The sequence below is a fragment of the Spiroplasma endosymbiont of Polydrusus formosus genome (assembly GCF_964263245.1).
Lineage (GTDB): Bacteria > Bacillota_I > Bacilli_A > Mycoplasmatales > Mycoplasmataceae > Spiroplasma.
Genome location: NZ_OZ181656.1, coordinates 1,134,600 through 1,160,201, shown reverse-complemented (window position 1 = coordinate 1,160,201; position 25,602 = coordinate 1,134,600). Strand labels below are relative to the sequence as shown.

At 26.1% G+C, this 25,602-nt stretch carries 24 protein-coding genes and 3 pseudogenes; 7 read left to right on the top strand and 20 right to left on the bottom strand.

Features of this window, described 5'->3' with window-relative positions; translation table 4 throughout:
• Nucleotides 1–878: 878 nt before the first annotated feature.
• The 5 genes from ACE38S_RS06055 to ylqF (ACE38S_RS06035) form a co-directional block, all read right to left on the bottom strand.
• Nucleotides 879–1,037, bottom strand: coding sequence for a hypothetical protein (locus tag ACE38S_RS06055; protein WP_374696816.1), 159 nt, complete (start codon nt 1,035–1,037; stop codon nt 879–881).
• Nucleotides 1,007–1,393, bottom strand: coding sequence for a hypothetical protein (locus tag ACE38S_RS06050; protein WP_374696815.1), 387 nt, complete (start codon nt 1,391–1,393; stop codon nt 1,007–1,009). Before ACE38S_RS06050 ends, ACE38S_RS06055 begins: the two co-directional genes overlap by 31 nt.
• Nucleotides 1,394–1,953: 560 nt before the next feature.
• Entirely contained in the window at nt 1,954–2,085 is a 132-nt protein-coding gene (locus ACE38S_RS06045; protein WP_374696821.1) for a hypothetical protein, read from the bottom strand.
• Between the two features lie 15 nt (nt 2,086–2,100).
• A complete protein-coding gene (locus tag ACE38S_RS06040) occupies nt 2,101–2,274 on the bottom strand; it encodes a hypothetical protein (protein ID WP_374696820.1) in 174 nt (57 codons plus the stop codon).
• Between the two features lie 58 nt (nt 2,275–2,332).
• Nucleotides 2,333–3,220 carry a ribosome biogenesis GTPase YlqF gene (ylqF, locus tag ACE38S_RS06035; RefSeq protein WP_374696812.1) on the bottom strand — a complete coding sequence of 296 codons (888 nt, stop codon included), beginning with the start codon at nt 3,218–3,220 and terminating at the stop codon, nt 2,333–2,335.
• A gap of 914 nt (nt 3,221–4,134) precedes the next feature.
• Here ylqF (ACE38S_RS06035) and ACE38S_RS06030 point away from each other — a divergent pair.
• From ACE38S_RS06030 to whiA, 4 genes and pseudogenes are all read left to right on the top strand, one after another.
• The gene (locus tag ACE38S_RS06030) at nt 4,135–4,290 is read left to right on the top strand and encodes a hypothetical protein (protein WP_374696811.1); all 156 of its coding nucleotides are present in this window, start codon (nt 4,135–4,137) and stop codon (nt 4,288–4,290) included.
• A 460-nt stretch (nt 4,291–4,750) separates the two neighbouring features.
• A pseudogene (locus ACE38S_RS06025) lies at nt 4,751–4,891 on the top strand (IS3 family transposase); the annotation flags it as partial.
• A 230-nt stretch (nt 4,892–5,121) separates the two neighbouring features.
• Entirely contained in the window at nt 5,122–7,515 is a 2,394-nt protein-coding gene (gene secA, locus ACE38S_RS06020; protein WP_374696819.1) for a preprotein translocase subunit SecA, read from the top strand.
• Between the two features lie 62 nt (nt 7,516–7,577).
• Nucleotides 7,578–8,513 carry a DNA-binding protein WhiA gene (whiA, locus tag ACE38S_RS06015; RefSeq protein ID WP_374696818.1) on the top strand — a complete coding sequence of 312 codons (936 nt, stop codon included), beginning with the start codon at nt 7,578–7,580 and terminating at the stop codon, nt 8,511–8,513.
• Nucleotides 8,514–11,360: 2,847 nt separating this feature from the next.
• Here the strand turns inward: whiA and ACE38S_RS06010 are convergent.
• The 6 genes from ACE38S_RS06010 to ylqF (ACE38S_RS05985) all read right to left on the bottom strand — a co-directional run bounded on the left by ACE38S_RS06010 (nt 11,361) and on the right by ylqF (ACE38S_RS05985) (nt 15,370).
• A complete protein-coding gene (locus ACE38S_RS06010) occupies nt 11,361–11,561 on the bottom strand; it encodes a hypothetical protein (protein WP_374696817.1) in 201 nt (66 codons plus the stop codon).
• Between the two features lie 1,467 nt (nt 11,562–13,028).
• Nucleotides 13,029–13,187, bottom strand: coding sequence for a hypothetical protein (locus ACE38S_RS06005; protein WP_374696816.1), 159 nt, complete (start codon nt 13,185–13,187; stop codon nt 13,029–13,031).
• Nucleotides 13,157–13,543, bottom strand: coding sequence for a hypothetical protein (locus ACE38S_RS06000; RefSeq protein WP_374696815.1), 387 nt, complete (start codon nt 13,541–13,543; stop codon nt 13,157–13,159). Before ACE38S_RS06000 ends, ACE38S_RS06005 begins: the two co-directional genes overlap by 31 nt.
• A 560-nt stretch (nt 13,544–14,103) precedes the next feature.
• Nucleotides 14,104–14,235 (bottom strand): hypothetical protein, encoded by a 132-nt coding sequence (locus ACE38S_RS05995; RefSeq protein ID WP_374696814.1) that lies wholly within the window; start codon nt 14,233–14,235, stop codon nt 14,104–14,106.
• Nucleotides 14,236–14,250: 15 nt separating this feature from the next.
• Nucleotides 14,251–14,424: a hypothetical protein gene (locus ACE38S_RS05990; RefSeq protein WP_374696813.1), complete on the bottom strand. Its 174-nt coding sequence runs from the start codon at nt 14,422–14,424 to the stop codon at nt 14,251–14,253.
• Between the two features lie 58 nt (nt 14,425–14,482).
• Entirely contained in the window at nt 14,483–15,370 is an 888-nt protein-coding gene (gene ylqF, locus ACE38S_RS05985) for a ribosome biogenesis GTPase YlqF (RefSeq protein WP_374696812.1), read from the bottom strand.
• A 914-nt stretch (nt 15,371–16,284) separates the two neighbouring features.
• On the opposite strand from ylqF (ACE38S_RS05985), the gene ACE38S_RS05980 reads away from it, so the two are divergent.
• Nucleotides 16,285–16,440: a hypothetical protein gene (locus tag ACE38S_RS05980; protein ID WP_374696811.1), complete on the top strand. Its 156-nt coding sequence runs from the start codon at nt 16,285–16,287 to the stop codon at nt 16,438–16,440.
• Between the two features lie 460 nt (nt 16,441–16,900).
• Nucleotides 16,901–17,029, top strand: a pseudogene (locus ACE38S_RS05975) (IS3 family transposase); the annotation flags it as partial.
• 69 nt (nt 17,030–17,098) lie between these two features.
• Here ACE38S_RS05975 and ACE38S_RS05970 read toward each other — a convergent pair.
• The 4 genes from ACE38S_RS05970 to ACE38S_RS05955 all read right to left on the bottom strand — a co-directional run bounded on the left by ACE38S_RS05970 (nt 17,099) and on the right by ACE38S_RS05955 (nt 19,398).
• Nucleotides 17,099–18,517 carry an NADP-dependent glyceraldehyde-3-phosphate dehydrogenase gene (locus ACE38S_RS05970; protein WP_374696810.1) on the bottom strand — a complete coding sequence of 473 codons (1,419 nt, stop codon included), beginning with the start codon at nt 18,515–18,517 and terminating at the stop codon, nt 17,099–17,101.
• A 281-nt stretch (nt 18,518–18,798) separates the two neighbouring features.
• Complete coding sequence (locus ACE38S_RS05965; RefSeq protein ID WP_374697164.1) at nt 18,799–18,885, bottom strand: hypothetical protein; 87 nt, start codon at nt 18,883–18,885, stop codon at nt 18,799–18,801.
• A 137-nt stretch (nt 18,886–19,022) separates the two neighbouring features.
• Entirely contained in the window at nt 19,023–19,145 is a 123-nt protein-coding gene (locus ACE38S_RS05960; protein ID WP_374696809.1) for a hypothetical protein, read from the bottom strand.
• Nucleotides 19,146–19,245: 100 nt separating this feature from the next.
• A complete protein-coding gene (locus ACE38S_RS05955; protein ID WP_374696808.1) occupies nt 19,246–19,398 on the bottom strand; it encodes a hypothetical protein in 153 nt (50 codons plus the stop codon).
• A 140-nt stretch (nt 19,399–19,538) separates the two neighbouring features.
• On the opposite strand from ACE38S_RS05955, the gene ACE38S_RS05950 reads away from it, so the two are divergent.
• Nucleotides 19,539–19,706: a hypothetical protein gene (locus ACE38S_RS05950; protein WP_374696807.1), complete on the top strand. Its 168-nt coding sequence runs from the start codon at nt 19,539–19,541 to the stop codon at nt 19,704–19,706.
• A gap of 216 nt (nt 19,707–19,922) precedes the next feature.
• Here the strand turns inward: ACE38S_RS05950 and ACE38S_RS05945 are convergent, their stop codons facing one another.
• From ACE38S_RS05945 to rplU, 5 genes and pseudogenes are all read right to left on the bottom strand, one after another.
• Nucleotides 19,923–22,586: a valine--tRNA ligase gene (locus tag ACE38S_RS05945; protein ID WP_374696806.1), complete on the bottom strand. Its 2,664-nt coding sequence runs from the start codon at nt 22,584–22,586 to the stop codon at nt 19,923–19,925.
• A 514-nt stretch (nt 22,587–23,100) separates the two neighbouring features.
• Nucleotides 23,101–23,460, bottom strand: a complete 360-nt coding sequence (locus ACE38S_RS05940) for a hypothetical protein (RefSeq protein WP_374696805.1) — start codon at nt 23,458–23,460, stop codon at nt 23,101–23,103.
• Between the two features lie 847 nt (nt 23,461–24,307).
• Complete coding sequence (gene rpmA / locus ACE38S_RS05935; RefSeq protein ID WP_374697163.1) at nt 24,308–24,583, bottom strand: 50S ribosomal protein L27; 276 nt, start codon at nt 24,581–24,583, stop codon at nt 24,308–24,310.
• Nucleotides 24,584–24,588: 5 nt separating this feature from the next.
• Entirely contained in the window at nt 24,589–24,900 is a 312-nt protein-coding gene (locus tag ACE38S_RS05930; RefSeq protein ID WP_374696804.1) for a ribosomal-processing cysteine protease Prp, read from the bottom strand.
• A gap of 158 nt (nt 24,901–25,058) precedes the next feature.
• Nucleotides 25,059–25,349 (bottom strand): annotated as a pseudogene (gene rplU / locus ACE38S_RS05925) (50S ribosomal protein L21); the annotation flags it as partial.
• Between the last annotated feature and the right edge of the window lie 253 nt (nt 25,350–25,602).

Genomic DNA, 25,602 nt, shown 5'->3' with positions numbered 1-25,602 from the left:
TGACGTAATAAACCCTCATCAATAAAAATACATGTTAATTGGACCCTGGTTGCTTTTTTATGTAATAAAAAGCAAATACAAACACTATAATCAACCCAACAGATAATGCTAAAACAACATTATTGATACCAACTTTGACTTTAATATCAACGGTTTATTAAGTAATAAATTCAGAAATTTTCCATTATGGTTAACAAGGCATCCTGTAAGATAAACTAACAAAAAGCAAATTATTGTTAGATTATTTTTTTTTTTTTTATTTTTATATTAAAAAACATAAATTTATTTGCATTATTGATAAGATATTATCTTTAAATTTAGAATTTTTATCATAAAAATAGATTAAACTATGTTTTCCTTACACAAAATAAACGATATTTTCATAAATCCTTTCAAATAAAAGTATTTATTATACGATAAATAATGTAACTATTAAAATTAATATTTTGATGATGAAAGATGAATAACTCATCTATGACACGAATCTTTAAAGAAAGTGTGAAAGAGATGGATTTACTCCTATTTTCCTGAATTGTAAAAATTAATTGGATTTAATACAAAATATTTAATAAAGTGTCCCAAATATATTTACAATTCAGGAAAATATTAAATAAATTTATTAGTTAAAATTTAATAAATTATTTTTAGCGTGCTTAAATATACTTTAAAATAAGATAAAATTACAAAAATTTATTTTTTTTGAAAAATGATTGCAATTTATTAAAAATATTTTATTATTAATCTAATAATATATAAATTTGTCGTTTGTATCTACACGGTGCCTATATAACATAAGTTAGATAATTTTTAATTAATATTTACTTAAATTTAAAAAAATTATGTAAATATATGTAAATATTAATGAAAAAATTTTTATTTTATAATTTCCTAAAAATATCATCAACATTTTCCGTGATTTGGGCGTCATTTTTAATAAAACCGTTGTTTTTATTAGCATCAGTAATTTGAACCGTGAAACAAAAAACTTCTTTATCATCATTTTTAGCTAATGCCACAACCCGATTAAGTTTCATCATCTAACGTTGATTGAACAAATTATAACATCATCCATTAAACCGGTAATCAAGCTATAAAATTCATACTTCCTTTTGTTCATACTATTTTGATACACTTCAGAAATAATAATTTCAAATTTCGTATTAGGATATGTGTTAATCGTTTCCTCACAATTGTTAATATTTCGAAGAATTAAAACACTAATTCCATTAGCAATATTTCCAACAACACATTTGTTAATTCTTTGTTCGGAAATAACAATTAATGTTATTTTCAGCTTTAAGATTTTCTTTATCAACATTTTTGTTGTAACTAACCCTTTTTTATCTGATGTTGTTGTTCCAAAAATTGCTAATTTATGTTTGTGTTCATTCAAAACCGTAAAATTACCAATATAAAATAAAAAAAGGCAGACGATAAATCTCACATAATACTTTGGAATATTATCGATCAATATTCGTAACCATACTAGCGTGTTATTCTTGTTTCAACATTAATTAAATCTTCATAAACAATTTTTTGTTTCTAAGGATTGATAAATTTTATTCCAATCACCATCATATTTTAAAGCAAAAAAAGTAAAACTTTATGTATATTAATTCCTTTTTATATTAATAATGAAAAATCTTATTAACATAAATAATATAAAATTGGAAGTTTTACTTTCTTAATTTTTATTTATTAATAACATTATTTTTATCATCGCTTAAGAAACATGCTGATAAGTCTTCCAATGCAAAGATGTAATTACGTGCGTTTGTAATGCTAATAAATATTTTTTAGTGCCATCGCCTTTATTATTTTTAAAGTGATATAAAGAATATACTTAATCAAATTCAAGCATTAAATTATTTCTCATTACTCTCGCTAAAATAGAAGCTGCTGCGGGATTGTTTGAGAAATCGTATTACCTTTTTAAATAATTACATGTAATGGTTACATGACAGGATAAACAACAGATAACTTTTCAGCATCAGTTAAAATTAAGTTTGGTTTAACTGTTAAATTGTCAATTTCCTGTTGCATTCCAATAATACTTGATTGCTTTGAATTTAATTTTTCAACCATTTAAACGGAAATAATTTAAATTGTATAACTAATTGCAATAGTTATAATTATAATTTCAGCAACTAACTTCGCGTGTTTGAATACTGTTAACTTTTTACTATCCTTAATTTCAAGCATTAATATATTCCGATGGCAAAATTTTGCACTAACAACTAGTGGTCCGTCAAACAACCCGGCAGTCCGTTTCATCAGTTCCTGCCATAACAACTAGCTTCGGTATCGTTTTAAAACCTCTTATTCAAATTTATTAATCGAATGTTGTTCCGCTTGCTGGGGGAAATTCAAACGACATTAACCCAAATTTATTATTTCATAACTTGTTGAGAAAGTCAGTAACAATATTATTGACATTGTCCTCATCAACTTTATTAAAGCGATTTTGTTGCATTATTAATAATAATTGAAAAAGATCACTTTCATCTGCTATTACAAAATTGTCCATTGTTGTCAAATGATATTCTTTTGCTAATAAGGAAAAATAATGTTGTTGCATTCATTTAATTGCTGCTAAACAAATTTCTTCTTTTGGCAAAATGTCTTCTTTAATTGAGTGAGTAAAAGCTAAATTTAACGCTACTTGTGAATTTTCAATTTTTGGTCATAAAATCCCTGGGGTATCAACTAAATCAATTTGCTGATTTAATTTTAATCATTGTTGTCCTTTTGTTACCCCCGGTTTATTTCCAATCCGGACGGAATTTCGCTTCACTAAGGTGTTAATAAAAGTAGATTTCCCAACATTTGGAATCCCGATTACCAATACTTTTATTTTAGGGTTTTTAATTCCCCGTTTTTTATCGCGTTCCATTTTTGGGGCACAAACAAAATTAATTTTTTCAATAATTAATTTTGTAATATTAGCATGTTTAATATCCAAAGGTAAAACAGCAATTTGCTGTTGCTGATAATAATTAAGTCACGCCTTAATCGCAACTGGATGTGCTAAATCTTTTTTACTTAAAATAACTAACTTTGGTTTTGAACCACGTAAGTTATCAACTAACGGATTTGACGAGGAAAACGGAATGCGACTATCAACAATTTCAATCACCAAATCAATCAATTTACTTTGTTCGTCAATTTGTTTAATTGCTTTTGCCATATGACCAGGAAATCAATGAATATTTGTTGTCATCTTCTTTTCCTCCTTTCGCTAACAATTTTTTAAGTTCTTTAATTTAAGTTATTTAATTTTAAATAAAAATTATTTAATATAATCTTCAACTAATTCTAATGAAACGACAAGATTTCGCTTCCCTTTTTGAATATCTTATAAATTTAGTACAGGGTAATAAATTATCAGTTGTTTCCCATCTGGTAAAGTTAAATTAGTTGTCATTATCTTAATAAATTATTTAACAAGTTAATTTACTGATGTTTTTTTGAGGACGAACATTGTATACTGTTTCTAATTTATCTGATGGCATAAATTATTCGGTGTGTGATGTCTTGTTTAAATAAATATTTATTTATTAAAGTAAAACTAACTAAGAAAAAGACAAATTTATCTTTTTTAACTAATTTAATTATAGCATAAAATTACAAAATTGCAAAAGAAAATCATAATCCAAAAAAATTATTATTTATGGATAGGTTCCGATAAGTTGGACCATATTTATATGGACTTTCAAATAAAATATAATTATGAAGAAAGTAGGAATATAAAAATAGGAAGAAATTCATCGATATATGAATTTAAAAAACAAATTGTTTTACTTTATCAAAATGGTAAAACCATTCTTGAAATTTTTAAATAATATAAGGTGTCAAAATCAACTATATATCAGTTAATTGAAAAATTTCATAATTCTGGATTTTTTAAAGCAAAAGATAATCACACTGTTGAAGAAAAATAAACTTTATTGCCTTGCAAAAAGAATTAATCCAATTATAATGAAAAACAACCCTTTAAAGCAAGTAGTGCTGATAATTAGCAAAAAATAGAAATTATTAACAATAATAAAGAAAAATATTCCATGCGAAAAATTGGTCAAATAGGATCAAAATTAAAGATAGCAAAATCAACATATTACTATCAAATTAATAAATGTGGCTATAGTTGATGTTAATAATTATGAACAAGAAATTATCAATGCATTTATTATAATGCCAATCGTAAAATTTATTGGTCTTATAAAATTAAAGCTTTTTAAATTAGAAAGATATTATCTTATCGCGAAGAAAAATTCACCAAATTATGATTAAAAATTAGTTAGTATCTAAATGCACCAAATTAAAATATCGTAATCATAAGTTGGTGGTTAATAACAACGAAATTAGCAACGTTTTAAACCGTGAATTTAATTAATAAACAACCCAATGAAGTTGTTGTTAATGATTTAACATATGTTCAAGTTGGCGATAAATAACATTATCTTTGTTTGTTAATTGACTTGTTTAATCGTGAAATAATTGGCTATAGTGTGTCGAGACAAACAAAACAGTACAATTAGAGCAAGAAACCTTTTATTCAATTACAAGACCATTAAAACAAATTACGTTATTTCATACTGACTGGAGTAATGAATTTAAAAATAAAATCATTGATAATATCTTAAGTACTTTTAACACCAAACAATCATTAAGCAATAAAAGCTATCCTTATGATAATGCTGGGGCTGAAACAATTTACAAAAGTTTTAAAAAATAATTTGTCAAGAGGCAAAAATTTATAAATTTAACCCAATTAAAATACAAATTATTTAACTTTGTGCATTGATATAACAATATTCGAATTCACAGTAGTTTAAATTATTTAATACCTTTTGAATTTATAAAACAACAGTCCATATTAAAAGTGTCCTAAAAATTGTTATTAATCCATAAAATATGAAAAATAGCAACAGTATGAAGACACTTAAATAGACGTTAATTTTAATATTTCTTTTTTAAAAAAGATTATAAAATTATCGTAAAAATTAATTATTCAAATAATATGAAAACACATATTTATAATAACTATACCAACTATTCCTTTTTATGATAAAATAAATATTAATGATGATAATAATTATGTAGAATAGAGGAGAAAGTTTGATGACGATTAGTGATCGTAAAATTGTAAAAAAACACGGAAAAATAGCAGATAAAATTATGATCTTAGATGCAACGATGCAAGCGTTGTCAGACGATGCATTACAAGCAAAGACGGAAGAATTTAAAGATAAATTATCCAATGGAGAAACATTGGATGATATTTTAATTGAAGCATTTGCAGTTGTTCGTGAAGCGGCGCGTCGGATTATTGGTTTACATGCTTATCGTATACAACTAATTGGGGGAATTGTGCTTCACCAAGGTGATGTTGCGGAAATGAAAACCGGAGAAGGAAAAACTTTAACTGCGTTAATGCCAACATATTTGAATGCTCTAACTGGCGATGGGGTTCATATTGTTACAGTTAACGAATATTTATCAAGACGGGACTCAGAAATTAATGGGCAAGTTTTTAATTTTTTAGGTTTAACTGTTGGTTTAAACACACGCGATATTACAAAAGATGCTAAAAGATCAGCTTATAGTTGTGATATTACCTATACAACTAATGCTGAATTAGGATTTGATTATTTACGTGATAATATGGTAAAAATTTATAGTGATAAAGTCCAACGAAAATTAAATTATGCAATTATTGATGAGGCCGACTCAATTTTAATTGATGAATCAAGAACTCCGTTAATTATTTCGGGAGGACAACAAAATCGAACACCGCAATATCAAGCAACTGATCATTTTGCAAAATCATTATCACGTGATACTTACTTAAAAATTGATTTAGAGACAAAACAAGTTTATTTAACATCAGAAGGAATTGCCAAAGCAGAAAATATTTTTTCAATTAAATCTTTATTTGATATTAAAAATACAGAATTATATCATTTAATCTTGAACGCTTTAAAAGCTAATTTTGTTTTTAAAAATGGTGTTGAATATGTTGTTAAAAACCACGAAATTATTTTAGTTGACCAATTTACAGGTCGTTTAATGCCGGGTCGTGCTTATAGTGATGGTTTACAACAATCATTACAAGCTAAAGAGCGTGTTGATATTGAACAAGAAACGGTGACAATGGCGACAATTACTTACCAAAATTTTTTTAGATTATATAATAAATTAAGTGGAATGACCGGAACGGCAAAAACAGAAGAAGAAGAATTTATTAAGATTTATAATATGCGGGTAATTCAAGTTCCAACTAATAGTCCGTTGATTCGCCGAGACGAAGCGGACTATATGTTTGCTAATCGTGATGCAAAAATGCAGGCAATGATGAAGGAAATTGTTACTTTGCATGAAAAAGGTCAACCAATCTTAATTGGGACAACTTCGGTTGATTCATCAGAAATTGTTTCGCATTATTTACAAAAAGCTAATTTAAAATTTAAAATGTTAAATGCCAAAAACCACGAACATGAAGCCGATATTATTGCAAAGGCTGGTAAATGGGGAGCTATTACTTTAGCAACAAATATGGCTGGACGAGGGACCGACATTAAATTAGGTGATAGTGTCCAAAAAATTGGTGGTTTAGCAGTTTTTGGTGTTGAAAGAAATGAAGCTCGTCGGATTGATAATCAATTACGCGGACGGGCAGGACGTCAAGGTGATCCTGGGTTTTCACGTTTCTATGTTGCAACGGATGATGAATTAATGATTCGCTTTGGTTGTGATCGTTTACGTCGTGTGTTTGGTCACTTGGGGTCAGATTTTATTCAATCACGAATGTTAACAAGAGCAATTTCTAATGCTCAGAAAAAGGTGGAGGGGATTAACTTTGACCAACGAAAAAATATTTTAGATTATGATAATGTTTTAGCGCAGCACCGTGAAGCGATGTATGCGCGCCGTGATCAAATTTTAACAGCGAATGATTTAAAACCAACCATTAGAAAAATGCAATATTCAGCTGCTTATGATTTAACAAAAACGTTTGGAAACCAATCGCATGGGGAATGATTTATTAATTATGATGAATTAATCGAAGGGGTTGGTGATAAAGTTGTAGCAGCAAATGTATTAAATAAAGCCGCGATGGAAAAAATGACCCACAATCAAGTGGCGAAGTATGTGTCAACAAAAATGAATGATTTTTATTTATCTCGAACAGAAGATGTACCACCAAATTTGATGAATCAAATTGAACGAAACGCCATTATTAGTTCATTTGATAAATATTGAATAAAACACATTGATCAAGCGAGTAAGTTGCGGAGTGGGATTTATTTACGAAGTTATGCCCAAACAAATCCATTACATGCTTATGTTGAAGAAGCAGCCAAATTATTTGAACATATGCAATTATCGATTGCACACGAAGTTGTTATTAAGTTAGCAACAAATGTTGTTATTCGAAAAGTTGATGGGGATGTGCAAGTTAATCCGATGTATGATAACGAACAAGAAGTTCGTGAGTTTAAACAAAAAGGTTAATTATTAAACCACTATGCCAAAATAGTGGTTTTTCTGTAATTAAAAAAGAAAAGGGAATGAAAATGAGTTTTGCCATGGAAGTAAAAGAAGAAATCATTAAAAAAGAATTTGACCAAATGTGTCAGAAAGCTTTTTTAGCCGGGTTTGTTAAATATAATATGATATTAATAATTAGTAACAATTTTTTTAATTTTGAAGTTTCTTCAATTAATAATGCTATCATTCGTACTATTTATACTTTTTTAAAAAATTTATATCAAGTTAACATTGAGATTATTATTGTACAAAACACAAAGTTAAAAAAGAACAAAACATTTATTTTACGAATTAAGGAGTGATCAACCGAGATTTTAAAAGACTTGCATATTTTTGATTATGACCTTAATCAGAAAATTATTGCCATCCCTCCGGAATGAAATGAACGCCAACAACGTGCATATATTGCAGGAATTTTTGTTGCTTGTGGAAGTGTTAATTCACCCGAAACAAGTAATTATCATTTGGAGGTTCAATTTAATGATGAAGATTCGGCACAGTATTTTCGAAAATTATTACATAAATTTCATTTTCTTTTTAAGATTATTGTTCGACATAATCGTTATGTTTGCTATTTAAAACGTTCACTTTTAGTTTCGGATTTCTTAAAATTAATTGATGCAATTAATAGTGTTTTAACATTTGAAAATACGCGTATTTCTCGGGATATGGTTAACAGCATTAATCGTTTAAATAATATTGAGATTTCAAATCAACAAAAAACACTCAAAGCTGGGGGAGAAAAAGTCATTATGATTAATTATTTAATTAATCATAATTTGTTTGATGAATTAAATGAAAACACCAAAAAGGTTGCTTTATTACGAATCACTCATCCGAATGCTTCATTACAAGATTTATCAACACTATTAGAAAACAAAATAGGTTTAGAGATTTCAAAGTCAGGAATTAACCATTTATTTCGGGAAATTAAGAAAAAATATTATGAAAATATAAAATAAAATATGCTATAATTTATTTAATTATTTTTTTACTAAAAAATATGTTATTAATCGGTTATTAAAAATAGAAGAAAAAATTAACAGAAAAAACTAAAAAACATGTTAAATTTTTTGAATTTCTGACTATTTTTTCAACCGTTGTTGGAATTACAATCGGAATTATAATTTATTTGAAAAACAATACTTCATAGGGCTATTTTTATATTTTACCCAAAATTATTTGATTGGCAATCTAGTTATGAGTTTTGATTGAAATTTTAATAATGGCAATGATTGTGGTTTTTATTGAAATCACATCTGTCAAAACAAAAAGTGGTAATGGCACCCTTGTGCCATGGGCGGGATGTTTTAATTGGACACAAAGTTGGAGGTTTAATGTCGTTGTTTTATATCTTTTTTATTTTCCAATTTTATTAAGCTTTTTCCCAATTTTTAGTATTAATGCGATGTTTAATGAGTTGTCAATTTAAAGTATTAATAAAGGAACACAAAACATAATTGTCCATTGGTGCTTATCTTGTTATTTTAATTTTGTTTTTCTTATTAAATATTTTCTTATGAAATGTTGGGAAATGAGTTTGAACAATTGGAATTTTTATTAAGTTTATTCCATTATTGATTAGTTTAATTGTGGGATTTATTGCACCAATTAATAGCGCTATCTTTGATATACTTGTAAAGCCTTTTAAAATTTGGTAATTTATTTATGGGGTTATTGCTGGTGTTATTTTAATTTGGTGGGTTCCATTTATGCTTCTGTATTAAAAAAGAATTTTCTAATAAAAACAATTGTGCCAAAAACATTATTTACAGCAATATTATTTATTACCATCTTTTATATTTTATAAGTTATTTCATTGTTATTATAAACAAATGATGGTAATATTTTTACCTTATGTAAATTGTAAATTAAAATGGTACACTTTATTTAATTTAATTAAAACAACAATGAAATAAGTATTCCATATAATTTTATTTTTAAAATTATTGTATTTTTATCTTAAATTTATTAATTTGGACACACTAAAAATAGTTTAATAAATTATTTGATTAATTCAATAAAAAATTATTAAATATGTGATGATAAATTTAAAAATAATTGTTATTAATTTAATCACTGTAAACAATACTTTGATTTATTGTTAATAACATTAATAACCCAGTCTATTTCTTGTTACATAACATTATTAAAATCTATTTCTTTATGAAATCAATGTCTAGTATCTCTATTAATTATTTCAACTAATGGTTTTTGTGATGCTGGAACGCTCACACAAAAACCATTAGTACAAGCAATTTTTCTATTTATTTTAACTTGCTAAATTATCTTAACGAACATCTTAAAATGCAATTTTTTTGCTATAATTTAAGTTAAGCCGATGATAAGCTGGTTTTTCAGGCTTCAGTCGCTATTTCCAAGTTCAAAGACAAAATTAATTGTTACATCAACGACGAATTATGAATTTTGTGTTATAGACCGTGATGGGAAGTACCAAATTAAAAATATCACATAAAAATATAAGGGTGTTAAAAATACTATTGAGCTAATGGAATCCTGTTAAAAAATAAGAGCAACTTTTTTATACCTAACAAATAAATTAGCAAATAAAGATAATTAAGTTGGTGATTTAGTTACTTATAAATTTTATGATTGATTAATTATTGATTTTTATGAATAATTAACAGAAGTAAAAAACATTATTGAATGAATTAAAATGTCAAATAATATTTGTTATAAAATTGATCGTAAATGATTGCAAAAGCATAACCAGATATTTTAACGGTTATTGATTCTTTTAGTCCTTATACATAAAAAAAAGTTTTTTCCTTAAAAAGGAAAAAACTTTTTAATTTTAATAACCCTGAATTGTAAATATATTTGGGACACTTTATTGAATATTTTATATTAAATCCAATGAATTTTTATAATTTAATGATTTTCTTGGTATTAAATTTATTTTCAATGTTATTTTATTTAAATAATCTTGAGAAAATATTGATAAATCTATTCATTTTGGTAAACTTTTTCTCAAAATTTCATTATTTTTCGTTCTAATTATTTTTGGATAGAAAAACCAACATTAGCAAAATAAATTTTTATTTTATAAATATTTTCAAGTTTTTTTCACCTAATAAATTCTTTATCACAATCAAATGTAATTGTTTTTATTGTGCCAGATGGTTTGTTTAAAATAAATTTTATTATACTTTCTATGACATCTTTGCTTTTACTATTATTTAGTTACTAACAGGATTGATGTTTTAAATCATATATCAACCAAAGTTATAATTGCTATTTTATGGTTTTTACCAACCATAGTATCTCCTTATAGATGACCAGAGACATTTATGCTTTAATATTTGAAAATTCAATATTACATTCAATAATTGTTTGACAATTATTAACTTTTCTGTGGTTTTCTGTTTTATTATGTGGTTTATGTTTACCTTTTCTTAATAAATTTTTTTATTAAAATTATAACGAGAAAAGGTAAACATATTATATATAAGGTATTTGAACAGATAAAATTTTTGTTAATATTTCTTTATATTTGTAATAGTATCTAGTGAATATTGTTCATAATTAATTAAATAATTAATAATTTCATAGTAAATTTTATTTAATGTTTTTTGTTTGTGTAAATTGTAAATGAAAATTTAGCATTTTATTTTGTAAAAAATACTTATATTTATTGAATTAATTGTTAGATAGTATCTTTTACACTTAATAAAATAGGTTTTTCTGAAAAATGCATCCTTTCTTTTTTTAAAAAAATTTTTAATAATTGTTTTATTTAATTATTAATTAATACTTTGGATAGGTTACAATAAGTTGGACCATGGATTTTAATGTAATATCAGTTTTGATGTAACATCATAAATAACCCGATAAGTAACCCAATTAATTTCATGCACCTCACTAACAATTCGTGATGATACTTTTTCTAATAAAAATTTGAATGGTAACCGACTTCAATTTAATGTCATAAAATCAATTATGTCAAAACTACGAACAAACAACCATATAACAACCATATGTCTGAGCATACCCCGTCACCCCAACTGATTGAACAGTAAATAAAACAAACAAAGGATTGCACAACTTGATAATATAAATAATATAAATCTGTTTAATATAATTCATCAATAAAAATTTAATCAGCACTTTGTAATAAAGATAATTTTTAAGTCGTAATTTTGACAATAATGCGAGCTGCTAAACCTGGTTCTGGAAAGGATGTTTATAAACAAATTTATGATCAATTCCTAATGCCTCACCATTTCATCGTACTTCGTGTTTAGATATAATTCACGTAATGGTTAAATTAATTAAAATTGTAAATCTTTTGGTGATACTCCAATAATATTATGTGATTTAATTGTTGCAGAAGGTCCCTTTGCCGATAATGATTCATTTACATCATAATAAATTGTTCTTTGCCCTAACCATTTAAAATTTTGTATTTTTCTTGTTGCTTCATTAAAAATTTCAATAAATAAACTACCAATAATTTTACGCTTTTGTTCAGGATTAATAACCCTTTTAAATCAGTTAAAAATCTTTCTTGAGCATCAATTTTAATAATATTTAACTTAAATTTTTCTTAAAATTTTTGTAAATCATGTCAACCACCGTCTTGACGTAATAAACCCTCATCAATAAAAATACATGTTAATTGGACCCTGGTTGCTTTTTTATGTAATAAAAAGCAAATACAAACACTATAATCAACCCAACAGATAATGCTAAAACAACATTATTGATACCAACTTTGACTTTAATATCAACGGTTTATTAAGTAATAAATTCAGAAATTTTCCATTATGGTTAACAAGGCATCCTGTAAGATAAACTAACAAAAAGCAAATTATTGTTAGATTATTTTTTTTTTTTATTTTTATATTAAAAAACATAAATTTATTTGCATTATTGATAAGATATTATCTTTAAATTTAGAATTTTTATCATAAAAATAGATTAAACTATGTTTTCCTTACACAAAATAAACGATATTTTCATAAATCCTTTCAAATAAAAGTATTTATTATACGATAAATAATGTAACTATTAAAATTAATATTTTGATGATGAAAGATGAAGAACTCATCTATGACACGAATCTTTAAAGAAAGTGTGAAAGAGATGGATTTACTCCTATTTTCCTGAATTGTAAATATATTTGGGACACTTTATTAAATATTTTGTATTAAATCCAATTAATTTTTACAATTCAGGAAAATATTAAATAAATTTATTAGTTAAAATTTAATAAATTATTTTTAGCGTGCTTAAATATACTTTAAAATAAGATAAAATTACAAAAATTTATTTTTTTTGAAAAATGATTGCAATTTATTAAAAATATTTTATTATTAATCTAATAATATATAAATTTGTCGTTTGTATCTACACGGTGCCTATATAACATAAGTTAGATAATTTTTAATTAATATTTACTTAAATTTAAAAAAATTATGTAAATATATGTAAATATTAATGAAAAAATTTTTATTTTATAATTTCCTAAAAATATCATCAACATTTTCCGTGATTTGGGCGTCATTTTTAATAAAACCGTTGTTTTTATTAGCATCAGTAATTTGAACCGTGAAACAAAAAACTTCTTTATCATCATTTTTAGCTAATGCCACAACCCGATTAAGTTTCATCATCTAACGTTGATTGAACAAATTATAACATCATCCATTAAACCGGTAATCAAGCTATAAAATTCATACTTCCTTTTGTTCATACTATTTTGATACACTTCAGAAATAATAATTTCAAATTTCGTATTAGGATATGTGTTAATCGTTTCCTCACAATTGTTAATATTTCGAAGAATTAAAACACTAATTCCATTAGCAATATTTCCAACAACACATTTGTTAATTCTTTGTTCGGAAATAACAATTAATGTTATTTTCAGCTTTAAGATTTTCTTTATCAACATTTTTGTTGTAACTAACCCTTTTTTATCTGATGTTGTTGTTCCAAAAATTGCTAATTTATGTTTGTGTTCATTCAAAACCGTAAAATTACCAATATAAAATAAAAAAAGGCAGACGATAAATCTCACATAATACTTTGGAATATTATCGATCAATATTCGTAACCATACTAGCGTGTTATTCTTGTTTCAACATTAATTAAATCTTCATAAACAATTTTTTGTTTCTAAGGATTGATAAATTTTATTCCAATCACCATCATATTTTAAAGCAAAAAAAGTAAAACTTTATGTATATTAATTCCTTTTTATATTAATAATGAAAAATCTTATTAACATAAATAATATAAAATTGGAAGTTTTACTTTCTTAATTTTTATTTATTAATAACATTATTTTTATCATCGCTTAAGAAACATGCTGATAAGTCTTCCAATGCAAAGATGTAATTACGTGCGTTTGTAATGCTAATAAATATTTTTTAGTGCCATCGGCCTTTATTATTTTTAAAGTGATATAAAGAATATACTTAATCAAATTCAATCATTAAATTATTTCTCATTACTCTCGCTAAAATAAAAGCTGCTGCGGATTGTTTGAGAAATCGTATTACCTTTTTAAATAATTACATGTAATGGTTACATGACAGGATAAACAACAGATAACTTTTCAGCATCAGTTAAAATTAAGTTTGGTTTAACTGTTAAATTGTCAATTTCCTGTTGCATTCCAATAATACTTGCTTGCTTTGAATTTAATTTTTCAACCATTTAAACGGAAATAATTTAAATTGTATAACTAATTGCAATAGTTATAATTATAATTTCAGCAACTAACTTCGCGTGTTTGAATACTGTTAACTTTTTACTATCCTTAATTTCAAGTATTAATATATTCCGATGGCAAAATTTTGCACTAACAACTAGTGGTCCGTCAAACAACCCGGCAGTCCGTTTCATCAGTTCCTGCCATAACAATTAGCTTCGGTATCGTTTTAAAACCTCTTATTCAAATTTATTAATCGAATGTTGTTCCGCTTGCTGGGGGAAATTCAAACGACATTAACCCAAATTTATTATTTCATAACTTGTTGAGAAAGTCAGTAACAATATTATTGACATTGTCCTCATCAACTTTATTAAAGCGATTTTGTTGCATTATTAATAATAATTGAAAAAGATCACTTTCATCTGCTATTACAAAATTGTCCATTGTTGTCAAATGATATTCTTTTGCTAATAAGGAAAAATAATGTTGTTGCATTCATTTAATTGCTGCTAAACAAATTTCTTCTTTTGGCAAAATGTCTTCTTTAATTGAGTGAGTAAAAGCTAAATTTAACGCTACTTGTGAATTTTCAATTTTTGGTCATAAAATCCCTGGGGTATCAACTAAATCAATTTGCTGATTTAATTTTAATCATTGTTGTCCTTTTGTTACCCCCGGTTTATTTCCAATCCGGACGGAATTTCGCTTCACTAAGGTGTTAATAAAAGTAGATTTCCCAACATTTGGAATCCCGATTACCAATACTTTTATTTTAGGGTTTTTAATTCCCCGTTTTTTATCGCGTTCCATTTTTGGAGCACAAACAAAATTAATTTTTTCAATAATTAATTTTGTAATATTAGCATGTTTAATATCCAAAGGTAAAACAGCAATTTGCTGTTGCTGATAATAATTAAGTCACGCCTTAATCGCAACTGGATGTGCTAAATCTTTTTTACTTAAAATAACTAACTTTGGTTTTGAACCACGTAAGTTATCAACTAACGGATTTGACGAGGAAAACGGAATGCGACTATCAACAATTTCAATCACCAAATCAATCAATTTACTTTGTTCGTCAATTTGTTTAATTGCTTTTGCCATATGACCAGGAAATCAATGAATATTTGTTGTCATCTTCTTTTCCTCCTTTCGCTAACAATTTTTTAAGTTCTTTAATTTAAGTTATTTAATTTTAAATAAAAATTATTTAATATAATCTTCAACTAATTCTAATGAAACGACAAGATTTCGCTTCCCTTTTTGAATATCTTATAAATTTAGTACAGGGTAATAAATTATCAGTTGTTTCCCATCTGGTAAAGTTAAATTAGTTGTCATTATCTTAATAAATTATTTAACAAGTTAATTTACTGATGTTTTTTTGAGGACGAACATTGTATACTGTTTCTAATTTATCTGATGGCATAAATTATTCGGTGTGTGATGTCTTGTTTAAATAAATATTTATTTATTAAAGTAAAACTAACTAAGAAAAAGACAAATTTATCTTTTTTAACTAATTTAATTATAGCATAAAATTACAAAATTGCAAAAGAAAATCATAATCCAAAAAAATTATTATTTATGGATAGGTTCCGATAAGTTGGACCATATTTATATGGACTTTCAAATAAAATATAATTATGAAGAAAGTAGGAATATAAAAATAGGAAGAAATTCATCGATATATGAATTTAAAAAACAAATTGTTTTACTTTATCAAAATGGTAAAACCATTCTTGAAATTTTTAAATAATATAAGGTGTCAAAATCAACTATATATCAGTTAATTGAAAAATTTCATAATTCTGGATTTTTTAAAGCAAAAGATAATCACACTGTTGAAGAAAAATGAACTTTATTGCCTTGCAAAAAGAATTAATCCAATTATAATGAAAAACAACCCTTTAAAGCAAGTAGTGCTGATAATTAGCAAAAAATAGAAATTATTAACAATAATAAAGAAAAATATTCCATGCGAAAAATTGGTCAAATAGGATCAAAATTAAAGATAGCAAAATCAACATATTACTATCAAATTAATAAATGTGGCTATAGTTGATGTTAATAATTATGAACAAGAAATTATCAATGCATTTATTATAATGCCAATCGTAAAATTTATTGGTCTTATAAAATTAAAGCTTTTTAAATTAGAAAGATATTATCTTATCGCGAAGAAAAATTCACCAAATTATGATTAAAAATTAGTTAGTATCTAAATGCACCAAATTAAAATATCGTAATCATAAGTTGGTGGTTAATAACAACGAAATTAGCAACGTTTTAAACCGTGAATTTAATTAATAAACAACCCAATGAAGTTGTTGTTAATGATTTAACATATGTTCAAGTTGGCGATAAATAACATTATCTTTGTTTGTTAATTGACTTGTTTAATCGTGAAATAATTGGCTATAGTGTGTCGAGACAAACAAAACAGTACAATTAGAGCAAGAAACCTTTTATTCAATTATAAGATCATTAAAACAAATTACGTTATTTCATACTGACTGGGGCAATGAATTTAAAAATAAAATCATTGATAATATCTTAAGTACTTTTAACACCAAACAATCATTAAGCAATAAAGGATATCTTTATGATAATGTTGGGGCTGAAACAATTTACAAAAGTTTTAAAAAATAATTTGTCAAGAGGCAAAAATTTATAAATTTAACCCAATTAAAATACAAATTATTTAACTTTGTGCATTGATATAACAATATTCGAATTCACGGTAGTTTAAATTATTTAATACCTGTTGAATTTAGAAAACAACAATCCATATAAAAGTGTCCTGAAAAAGTTGTCAATTAAATATCATAAAATTAAATATAAAATTATGTTTTAAAAAAAGGATTAATAATTAATTACTAACCCTTTAAAACGAGTAACGGAATTAATTGTTTCTCGAATTCCTTGGACCCCTTGTCCTGAATCATTAATTCCTAAAAACGGGAAAGAATCAGGACCGCGTTGTGTTCTTCCGTTAATATTTACTGTTCCCGTTTCTAATTCATTTGCAATATTAAAAGCAGCATTAATATCTTTTGTAAAAATACATGCTTGTAATTTAAAGTTTGATTCATTTGTTAAAGTAATCATTTCCGCGACATTTTTACAACGAATAATTGGCAAAACTGGCCCAAATGGTTCTTCTCATGCTAAGCGCATTGTTGGGGTAACATGATCAATTAAAGTTGCACTAAGTAAGTTATATTTTCGTTCATTACCAATAACTAATGTTGCTTTTTTGTCTAAAGCATCATCAATTAATTCTTGGACAAATTCAGCTGATTTTAAATCAATCACCGGGGTAATGGCCTTATTATCTAATGGCGAACCTGCTTCCAACTTGCTAACTTCTGTTTTTAATAAATTTACTAATTCATCCGCAACAGTTTCATCAACGAATACCCGTTTTATGGCTGTACAACGTTGCCCAGAATAGGCATAAGCTCCAGCGACAATCTCTTTTACTGCTTTTGTTAAATCAGCATCTTTCAATACTAAAGCGGGATCTTTCCCTCCTAATTCTAATACTAAGTCTTTGCTATGTCCTAATGTCCTAATATGATTACCAACGGCAACTGACCCAGTAAAGGAAATAACATTAATTTCAGGATTTAAAACTAATAAATCACCAATATCACGGCCACGTCCAGTTACCACATTAAAAACACCTTTGGGAAAACCAACTTCATGAGCTAATTTTGTCATATATAACCCTGTTAAACTACCGTTTGTTGCTGGTTTAAATACAACACTATTACCCACCACCAAACTTGGGACAATTTTAGCAATACTTAAATTAACCGGATAATTAAATGGGGAAATTGCTAAAATAACACCTTTTGGGACGCGCGAAAAAATTCCCATTTTGTTTTGAACATTTCAACCATCACCAGTTAATGTTTCAGGAAAAATTCGTTTTGCTTCTTCAATTGTATAATCAATATATTCAATACTACGTTCCACTTCTACTTGACCATCTTTTAAACTTTTCCCAACTTCATACGCCATAATTTTAACAAGTTCGATTTTATGACTCGCTAATAATTCTGCTCATTTACGAAGATAACTAATTCGTTCAAATAAGGTTAATTTTGCTCATCCCTTTTGCGCTTGACGCGCTGTTTTAAAAGCCTCATTAATTTCTTTATCTTTTAAATTTGGAACACGACCATATGGTTTGTTATTAATTGGTGAAATTATTTCTAATCAATCCCTGTTGTTTACTAATTCACCATTAATTAATGCATTTAATTCCAAATTCACTTCTAACGCCTCTTTCTTTTTGCATCACTCTATTTATATTTTATGCTTTTTTTAAATTATTAAAAGATAATTCCTTGATTTAAATTATTGTTTGTAATAAAATCTTTTAAAATTTTTAGTGCTCGATTAATATATGCTAAATATTTTTCATATTTACTTTTAAAAACGTTCGTTAAACAAAAGTACAGTTCCAAAGTTGGCTTTCGTTGGATGAAAATTAGTTGTTGACCCATTAATAATATAATTTACTAATGCTCCCATCATTGTTTATAAGGGTAATGCTATCATTGGTTCTTTTTGTAATAGTTTTTGCAAATATTCAATGCACTAATAATTCCTGTTGCCACTGATTCAACATATCCTCCCACACCAGTAATTTTCTCTGCGAAAAAAAATATTTGGATAATTCTTTAATTATAAAAATTGATTTAACAAAACATGAGAATTAATAAAATTTATTCTCTTATGGATAACTTAATACCGTACAATATGAGCCTGTTTAGTCCTAGCAACATCGTAATCAAGTTGTTTTTGTGTGTTCTGGAAATTTTAAATTAGTTTGAAAACCAACTAAATTATATAATGTATCAATTGCATCATCTTGCCGCAATTGAATAACAGCACACATATGGTTGTTCCTTGTTTGGTTTCTCTAAATCAATAGGTTTTAGTGATTAAAATAACAAAAATTTAACTCATCGCTTCGCCATCGCTTAAGTTGACATACATTATTCAAAATAAATTTCTTTTTCAAAACCATATAAAGTTACTGTATCCTCAGTAATTAATGCTTGAACTCATACGTCGAAATAATTTTTTGTCATTGAACAATTAATATAATCTTTACTATCGCTTCGGTCATAATGTGACTTATAATACACTTTCTCGTAAAATCAATACTTTCTTTAGTAATAATTGATGCAGTAGCATCATAAAAATAAAAATATTATTGCCATAATAATTATTGCATTGTATTTTGCAATTTTGGAGTTGTTAATGGACCATAAGCAAATATAAGGTAATGGCATTCGGATCAATTGTTGTTACTTCTTGGTCAATTAAAGTTACATTTGAATTATTTGTTAACCATGTTTGTAATATTGGTTGAAAATTGGTGGAAATCAACAGCTCTAATGTTTATGTCAATAGTGTTATTATGTTAGTCTTAGATGCCTTAATAATTAATTAAGGCATCTAAGACTAACATTTCGTGTTTCAACAAACAAAATTCCGTTCGTTAAACTATCACTGAGCAAGTAATTATAACAAAATAATTCAATAAATTAATCTTGTTTTTGCTCCCGGATTATTAACTAACCATTTACTTTCATATAAGTTAACTTTAAAATATCTTCACGCTAATTGATACGATGCTTATGTTCCTGTCAATCCGACCCCAATAACATTAATTGTTAAAGTTCTCATTAGTTATTTTCCCTTTTAACTGTTGATATTGCTCTAAATACTGGGCATATTTTTCTTGCTCAATCTTAATCTTTTCCGTGCTAGCTTTTGCTAAAAAATTTTGATTTTCCAAAATGTTTTTACTTCGTTTTATTTCTTGCTCTAACCGAGTTAATTCAATTGTTATTTTTGCTTGTTCAGTGGTTTCATCAATAATATCATTTGCCAAAACCTCTAAAATAACATTGGATAATGGAATTGTTAAATATTTTTGATGCTCATCTTTTTGTTCCAAAACACCAATAATTTTACTATTTACCATTTTTAAAATAAATTCATTAATTAAAGTAATTAATGTTGTATTAATTTTATTTTTGTTACTTGTTTGATAAACTAAAATTTCAATTTCCTGTTGTTTTTTAACTTGATAATCACTACGCACTTCTCGTATAGCAACAATAATTTCGATCACTATATTTAAATAATCAACATCATAATTAAAATTAGTTGTTGGATAATTTTCTAACATAATTGATTGTTTTAAATTTAGTTTCTGATAAATCTCTTCTGTTACAAATGGAATAAAAGGATGCAACATAATTAAAATTTGTTTTAACACATAAAATAATGTTTGTAATGATGCCATTTTAATGGCATCATTATCGCTTTGCAAATTAACTTTTGTTAATTCAATATATCATGAACAAAACTTATTTCATACAAAATCATACAAATCTTTACCAACTAACACAAACTCATATTTCTCCATATTAGTTTGAACTTTCACGATTGTTTTTGTTAATTCCGTTAAAATTCATCGATCAATCGCATTCGCTTGATGTGCTAATAATTTATTAATCTCTTGGTCAAAATTAGCTAATGGTTTGAAATTACTTGATAAGTTCATTACAACATATCGAGCAGCATTTCATAATTTATTAATAAAATTTCACACCCCCTTTATCTTATCTAAAGAAAAACGTAAGTCTTGACTTGGCGCACTATTTGTAACTAAAAAATAACGTAAGGTATCAGCCCCATATTCTTTAATAACATCCATTGGGTCAAGCCCATTTCCTAAGGATTTACTCATTTTACGTCCTTCTTCATCTCGAATTAATCCATGAATTAAAACATCATTAAACGGTTTTTTATTGGTAAATTCTAATGATTCAAACATCATTCTCGAAACCCAAAAGAAAATAATATCATAACCAGTAACTAAAACATTAGTTGGAAAATAACGTTTAAATAATGTTTCATCTCAAGTTCATCCTAAAGTTGTCATTGGTCATAATGCCGATGAAAATCAAGTATCTAAGACATCTTCATCTTGCACTCAATTTTTATTATTATTTGGCGTCGTTAGACCAACATGAATCTTTGTTAAATCATCTTTATGATATCAAGCGGGAATTTGGTGACCTCATCATAATTGACGTGAAATACATCAGTCTTGCACATTTCTCATTCAATTAATTAATGTTGTATTAAAACGAGACGGGTAAAACTTAATTTGGTTATTTGTTGCTTGAAATTTAATAATTTTTTCAGCAAAATAAGCCATTTTAACAAATCATTGATCAGATAAGTATGGTTCAATAATAGCCCCGCTTCGTTCTGAAAAACCGACTTGATGAAAATGATCTTTAATCTCAACAACTAATTTTTTTTTAGTTAAATCATTAACTAAATTCTGACGAGCGGTAAAACGATCTTGGTTATTATATTCCCCAGCTAGTTCATTCATTATTCCATCTAAATTCATACAAATTGGCATTGCTAAATGATGACGCAAAGCAATTTCAAAATCATTAGCATCGTGGGCTGGCGTACATTTCATTGCCCCTGTTCCAAAATCTTGATCAACATAATCATCACAAATAACAGGAATTAATTCACCATTCGCTGGATTTACCAATTTCTTATTTCAATATTTTCGATAGCGCTTATCATTTGGATTAACGACAACACATTGATCAGCAAACATTGTTTCTGGACGAGTTGTTGCAATTGTTATAAACTCGCTTTTACTATTTTCTAAAAAATATTTAAAATAATACATTTTTCCTTGTTGCTCTTGATAAATAACTTCAACATTTGATAAAGCAGTTTTTTGCACTGGGTCTCATGAAATAATTCGTTTGCCACGATAAATTAATCCTTTTTGATATAAATCAATAAAGACTTTTTGCACTGCTGATGATAAATTGTCATTTAAAGTAAATTGTTCACGAGAATAATCCAATGCTAATCCTAACTTAGCTCACTGTTCTCGAATAACTTCGGCATATTCTTCTTTTCATGTTCAAACTTGTTCAATAAACTTTTCGCGCCCCAAATCATGACGTAACATCTTTTTTGTTACGCGCAAGCGCTCTTCAGCCTTTACTTGAGTAGCAATTCCAGCATGATCCATTCCTGGTAAATATAATGTATCAAATCCCATTAATTTTTTATAACGAATAATTAAATCTTGTAATGTTGTATCCCAAGCATGTCCTAGATGTAGTTTTCCGGTTACATTTGGGGGTGGGATGACAATACTAAAACTTGGTTGTTTACTTTTCACACCTGCTGTAAAATAACCTGCTGTTTTCCAAAATTGATACTTTCCTTTTTCGACCAAATCATGATTATATTTCTTTGTTAGTTCTTTTCTCATACACTATCCTTTCTAAATAAAAACTCCTATTATTTAAACAAAATAATAGGAGTTTTTATTATACAATAATTACGGTACCATCCTTCTTTAAGAAGAGCTACTTACTACCTTAATTAAAATATTAAAATATAAATTTAAAATATTTAGCAACCTTCATTAAAACAATAGTTAATTTCACACCGTCAATTAACTTCTGAACTATGTTATTAATTACTCCTCTAATATTTATGGTTTTATTATAATTCTTTTTTTTTTTTTTTTTTGTAAATTGTAAAAATATTTTAAAGTTTTTTCACTTATTAAATTCTTTATAACAATCAAATGTAATTGTTTTTATTGTACCAGGTGGTTTGTTTAAAATAAATTTTATTATACTTTCTATGACATCTTTGCTTTTACTATTATTTAGTTACTAACAGGATTGATGTTTTAAATCATATATCAACCAAAGTTATAATTGCTATTTTATGGTTTTTACCAACCATAGTATCTCCTTATAGATGACCAGAGACATTTATGCTTTAATATTTGAAAATTCAATATTACATTCAATAATTGTTTGACAATTATTAACTTTTCTGTGGTTTTCTGTTTTATTATGTAGTTTATTTTTACCTTTTCTTAATAAATTTTCTTTATTAAAATTATAACGAGAAAAGTTAAACATATTATATATAAGGTATTTGAACAGATAAAATCTTTGTCAATATTTCTTTATATTTGTAATAGTATCTAGTGAATAGTGTTCATAATTAACTAAATAATTAATAATTTCGAGGTAAATTTTATTTAATGTTTTTGTTTGCAACCAGATTTTTTTGTCTTTATTACTATTTTCATAAATTTCAATTGAGTTTAAACCAATAATCAACATTTTATAAATTTTATGGACAGTTATTTTACTTTGATTTATTTCATAAACTGTTTTTCTGATTGAATAATTAAAATTTTGATATTGTTGAATTGAAATTAATTTTTCTATTGTGATTTTTTAATACATTGTGTTATTTATCCTTTTTTTAAATTTATATTTAAACACAATATTTTTATTTATTTAAATATCCCATTTAATTTTACAATTTAGGAATTTAAAAACAATTATTAATAGTTATTAGTAATTGTTTTTAACCAACGATATTTTTTTATTTAAATAAAAAAATATCGTTACATTACTTTATCAAATTTTTCTTATTATCGATATTATACAAAAAAATTGAATAGTAATTATAGTTCATAAATCACTGTGTACAAACCATTATCAAGGTGGTTGATACACATTTAAGAAAATATTGACAAGAGAGAAAAGGAGGGGGCACACTTTTTTTGTTTGGTTATGAAATTTACCGTGGATTATATTAATAATTTTCCCACTAATTGGGTATAAATAAAATTTTCAAAAATCTTGTTGATAATAAATTTTTATTGGTTTAATTTTATTGTGATATTTAATAATAACTAAGCAATAAATAATTATAACAATTTGAGTAATAATATATTGAATGGGAAAAATAACAAAAAGCATTTAGCCAATTAAGGTAGGGAATAATAATTTATAATAATTAAAATAAATTTGTTATTCTTTTCAAGCTTCCTTATTAAAAAACATTTTATTCCTCCCTTATGATAAATATTTATATAGCAATAACATTATAACCATAAAAAAATAATAATTTTTGCAAAAAAATATAATTAGTATTTTTTTATGGTTATTTAACTTGTTTTTAATAAACTGATGCTTTCGTTTTATTTCGTCCAAATTTTTCAAACTTAACAATTCCATCAATTAAGGCAAATAAGGTGTCATCTCCGCCGCGCCCAACGTTTACTCCTGGGTGAACTTTTGTTCCACGTTGACGATAAATGATTGATCCCGCTCTAATTACTTGACCATCAGATCTTTTTGCGCCCAATCGTTTTGAATGTGAATCACGACTATTTTTAGTCGACCCTACTCCTTTTTTTGAAGCAAATAACTGTAACCCTAACAAAAACTTCATCATTATTATTCAACCTCCCTTACACTAATAAATTTTTGATATTGCTGATAAATTGTTAAAAATTGATAATAAATTGTTTGTAACATAACTTGTAAGTCAGCACTATCATTTTTGATAATAATATTAATTAGTCTTTCCTTAACAACAGACTCACAACTATCCGGTTTAATTTGATCAATTGCATTTAAACCACCCGTTACAATCCCTGTTATTGCTGCACAAACAAGGTCTTTGCCATATTCAGCTGATTTCGCATGACCAGTAATTTCAATTTTTTTAATTTTTTGTTCATTTTTAGTAATTATAATTTTAATCATAACGTACTACTCGTCACTTTTTTTGTTTTTAATAATGGTTTTTTTACTGATGTTTTTGATGAACTTTTAGCGACTAGTTTAGCCATAGTAGCTATTTTTGCTGACACTGTTTTAGTTACTGTTCCTGTTGTAGATGTTTTCGTGGTTCCTGATAACAAGATTTCATCAATTTTAACTTTTGTATATGGTTGACGATGCCCATATTTTTTATGTTGTGTTTTCTTTGGTTTATAATGGAAAACAACAATTTTCTTTTGTTTTCCTTTCTTTAAAATTGTTCCTGTTACAGATGCCCCTTTAATAAAAGGAGTCCCTACCTCTCCATCAATCATTAAAATTTCAGTGAAATTAACTTTTTCACCTTCATTGCCATTTAACATCTCAACAAATATTTCATCATCTTGAGAAACACGAAGTTGTTTCCCTCCATTTTTAATTATTGCAAACATTTTTACACCTCCAGTTTATACTCATCTTGTAAGTATATAAATATTACATATCCTTTAGGTACTTAAAATCAAAGAGCGGTTGAAATTGAAACAACCATAATTAATTATATCGTTATCTAAAAAAAATTCAATAATTTTTTAGTTTTTATTCGAATAAAGTTTTGGTCTATAAAATTACACCAAAAAGAAAATATAGCATAAAATTCTAATGTTATTTTTGTTTAGTCTCAAATAAGACAATTAAATAAACTGT